The organism is Bacteroides sp. AM16-13 (assembly GCF_003602705.1).
In the GTDB taxonomy this organism is placed as follows: domain Bacteria; phylum Bacteroidota; class Bacteroidia; order Bacteroidales; family Bacteroidaceae; genus Bacteroides; species Bacteroides xylanisolvens.
In genome coordinates this window covers 1-4087 of the sequence record NZ_QTLK01000058.1, presented here as the reverse complement: position 1 = coordinate 4087, position 4087 = coordinate 1, and the positions used below count along the sequence as shown (strand labels likewise).

4 protein-coding genes are annotated in these 4087 nt (G+C 44.9%); all 4 read right to left on the bottom strand.

Annotation, left to right across the window (positions count from 1 at the left end; genetic code table 11):
• The coding region (locus DW173_RS23430; RefSeq protein ID WP_233562291.1) for a DUF6443 domain-containing protein at positions 1-407 on the bottom strand (407 nt) is incomplete at its 3' end.
• 22 nt (positions 408-429) lie between these two features.
• Positions 430-3501, bottom strand: a complete 3072-nt coding sequence (locus DW173_RS23425; RefSeq protein ID WP_120145331.1) for a hypothetical protein — start codon at positions 3499-3501, stop codon at positions 430-432.
• Between the two features lie 149 nt (positions 3502-3650).
• Positions 3651-3746, bottom strand: coding sequence for a smalltalk protein (locus DW173_RS23885; protein WP_005681936.1), 96 nt, complete (start codon positions 3744-3746; stop codon positions 3651-3653).
• A complete protein-coding gene (locus DW173_RS23420; RefSeq protein WP_120145330.1) occupies positions 3743-3952 on the bottom strand; it encodes a hypothetical protein in 210 nt (69 codons plus the stop codon). Before DW173_RS23420 ends, DW173_RS23885 begins: the two co-directional genes overlap by 4 nt.
• Positions 3953-4087: the final 135 nt, after the last annotated feature.

Below are 4087 nucleotides of genomic sequence, written 5' to 3'. Positions count from 1 at the left end.
GCTCCATGCTGAGCAACCGGCCTGTTCAAGGGAGAGGCTTCATACGTGGTCTGCAGGTACGGACGCGCATCGCCACCTGCCAATGAGCTTGCACCATTTTGTAAGGAACAGAGGGTCATGTAATTGCCATTTCCCGCTGACTTGGCAGGAAGCCAAGTGCGCAGTTTGCGTCCCTGATCGTCATACTCTTGTAATGAAACAAGATCTTTCCTGTCGGGCGTAATGCCGCAATCTACTGTTTGTGAGGGACGCCCCAGGCCGTCAAAGTATACCACCTGTTCACGGCAACCGCTATGATCGGGCGAGATGTAAGTACGTGTGCTGATATAGTTCTGTGAAGTGCTCACCTGCGACATGCATAAAAGAGAGCACAATAAGAGCGAAAGAAGTAAATATATTCGTTTCATAAGTTTGTACATATTTTGTTTATTAGTTACGGTAATGATAATCATATTCCTGTACGACACGTTTCTTGCTTTCATCCACGACGTTGCCTTCGTAATAGTAGTTCGCCTTCAAACGTCCCAATCCATCGTAGTCATAATACAAGGTCTTTCCCGTAGGATCGGAGATCGAGGTAACACCCACCAACGGAAGATGAGTAAAAGTGGTAACATGTGCTTCCGAGAGAGACGTATGGTTGCGCAATGCCTTTAGCTTGGCGGCATCAGGAGTAGTGCTCTTTGCCAATGCGGAGGATGTCATGCCAAAGACGGAGGACACAGCGGTTTCCACCTGCTCTAGAGTGGCATTCTTGATTTCGGCAATAAGATAGCGATCACCATATCCCCATAGATAGACCGTGTGTAGCTTATCCTTAGAAACTACTTCGCGGGGATTTCCGTTGGAAGAGTAAGCGAGAACTTCGCTGTAGTGTGAACTCGGATCGTAAATTGTCTGATAAAATCGGGCAGGCAATATCAGCGTATCCCCACTTTCTGTAGGAAACTCTCCGAATTCACGTCTATAGCCGTCAGGATAGCTTTGATTCTGTGTCTCTTTCAACACGGGGTTAAGTATGTTTCTTTCCACCATTTTGCGAACAATATCCGGGGTTGTACCAGTTCGCGCGATAGCCGGATATTCCCAATTAGTCTCCCGATGCAGGCCTCCTGCATTCCGTTCTTTCCATTGCATCCGGTTACCGGAGAGATAGGTGTAGTGTTCTGTATCTGTAATACCAGTTTCCGATTCGTCATAAGTGGTTACTTTACGTTCGTATAGAAGTGAGTGTCCAAGCATCTGACAGGTAGAAGTATAGAAACTACCAAGAACAGCGGTTGCAGGGACGAATGATGGGGTTCCGTATGAATTGGAATATTCCCAATCTATCACCGACGAGCCACCGTAACGCCAAATCAGTGATTCGCGCCGCTTCAGTTTATATTCCCGCCCGTCGCTCATGTAGTCAGTCTGTTCTTTTAATAGATTATAACGATATTTCTCTCCTTCATACCAGAGCACATTGCCATAGTACTGCGGTTTCTCGAAAAAGGCGGTGTCATTTTGCATTGCTTCATAGATGTCATATTGATAGACAGTCTTTCCATTGCAATTTTCAGGACTAAATTGGGTTGCACCATCCTTTAAATAATAGACTGTAACTTCGGGATAGACCACTGCGGGACGGCCGTTCAGAAGCCGCTGGAAGTTGAATGCACTGAACGTACATTCCCACTCCCAGGTGTAAACAGGATATCCTCCTGACGGACTATAACTCATGAAGGGATTGGATTTGAAGGATCGATATTGTCCATTCGGATCAAGTCCCAGAACCATGTTCAGTACCGACATCGGAAGGTCGGTCGATTGATAGTTCATATAAGTCTGAATGGTAGGATCGAGGGTTGGTTCACCTGCGCCTGTATGGTAGTAGCGTCCGATTTCCCAGCCGTTTTCTTCGTATTCGGTTTTCCCGTAACAGTAGTGTTTGGAATCGCTTCGTACACCTTCTGCCGTATAGTTGACGATTTCACGAATCCTGAAACCTGTAGCCTCGGTCTTCACGCGCTTTTTTTTATCGTGAATATAGTCTCCATCATCATCTGTGAATGAGAAGAACTTGTGGTTCTCAAAGTCAAACTCTGTGTAGCCTCCTGTCGGATAGGTTAATTTGCGGAGTACACAATGGCTTTCAGGGTCGGCAGGTTTACGTGTGTTGTAGGACACATTAGAGAGTCTCACTTTATCCAAAGGAGACAAATCATTTTCGTCTTTTGGTACGTCTGTTACAAAAGAGCTACTGGCTCTGGACACATCAAAGCCCACGAACAGATTCATATAAGCAACGTCATAATTGTTGCTGCGAAAATTCAGGTTACCCCAATGGTCTGTTCCACCAAAGTTGGCATACGAAGATGTATATTCACACCGATAGATCTCGGATGATGCATCATTACCGCCAAGCAGAGTGACGCTGTCAAGCATACTGAAAGGCGACTTTGATAAACTGCTAGATTGCAAAGTCCCCTGGTGCTGTTCCAGGTTGATGGTCCGCACAAGTCTGTCTCCGTCTTTTATACTGATACTTTCGGCATAATTATAATATTCACTGTTTGTGCCGTCCTTATAATTAATGCGGATGGTGGTGGTACCATAAGTGACGGAAGTCAGAAGCTTCATCTGATATGCATGCTGCCGTGTATAAGTATGTACAGTGACGTCAAATACGTCCGGACTACACCCTAACTCATAAAAATGATGGAAACGTAGTGCCGGTTCTGCCTGCTGATACCCAAAGTTAGAATGAATACTCTTGTCATAATCAAAAGTAATAAGTTCCGAAGAATGGGGCAGACGGATAGAGGTTAGTTGCCAAGACACATAAGTGGTGTTGTAGGGAGTAATCGTACACCCCGTTCCTCTAAAGGTGGTATCGGCACCAGTGAAAGCATACTCAACACCCTGTTCGTCCACCACTTTAAAAGATATAATCTTTCTATCCATAGTAGCATGGGTTATCTTCACATCACGTCCACCTGAAACTACATATTCGATTTTGCCGTCATAGTTTTTTCTGATAACGAATTCGAAGGAACTACCATCAGGAAGGATAGCGGTAAATAGGTCGGACTTTAGTTCCAACGTGTTCAGGTATTCTTCCGATAAATTCCGATATGACTTTCCAAACTTGTCGATATCCAGTTTAAAGTCTGTAAGTTCATCGGGCATGCATTCTATGCTTCGCGAGATGCAACTGCTGACAGATAACGCCCAGCCACGGCCGAACACGTCATAGTTGTAGCCGGGATGAAACGGAGCCGGATTGTATTTTAAGCTCAAAGGCAACCGATAGCCGTGATGATCGATGTCGAACAAGGGAATAGATATGTCGGGCACCCCCATGGCAGGATTCACAGCCACATCTCCATACATCTTGAAGGCTGCCGCCTGCGGAGAAGTGGGGACAGAAAGGGGAACGTATGGAAGTGTGGAAGCTGCATGTGCCGTAAAAGGAAAGAGTGCAGCGAAAAATGATAGTATAAAAATTAATCGTTTCATATTTTGTTTTTGTTATATAAATGGTTGAAAAACTGAGGAAATAGCATTTTGTTTAAGTCTTAATCTGTGTTGAAATATTGGTTTGAAATTCTGCAGATTCCAGACTCCGGAATCTGCAGAATTATAAAATGATAGAACTATTGAGAAATTTACAAATTCATCGCATTAGCGCCCAAAACGCCAGCTAAAGCCGAAGCCACTGCGATAACCACCTTCAGGATCATATCCCATACTGATTTCTTCATTGCCATAATTTACCTCCTTTCTGTTTTTTAATGTGTTGTGTTACTCTGTATCCGTATACCTGGCAGCCGGGGAATTTTTCATGCAGCTTCCCGACGAGTTTCCGAGGCGTAGCCCGCTGTGTCAGAGTCCGGATATCTTCCGGAGAGAGCGTACAATCCTCCCTCGTGGCGCTGCAATGCACCACAATCAAGTTGATAATCCTCATGTTAGTGGATGATTTCTAGTTTAGTTAAAAGTCAAATGTCTAGTTAAGCCTACGAAGTTTGTCGTTTACATTTTGTGTACTACTCACTGCCGTGACGTCATTTATGCAGCCGGATCGGGCGCTTCTCCGCCTCCT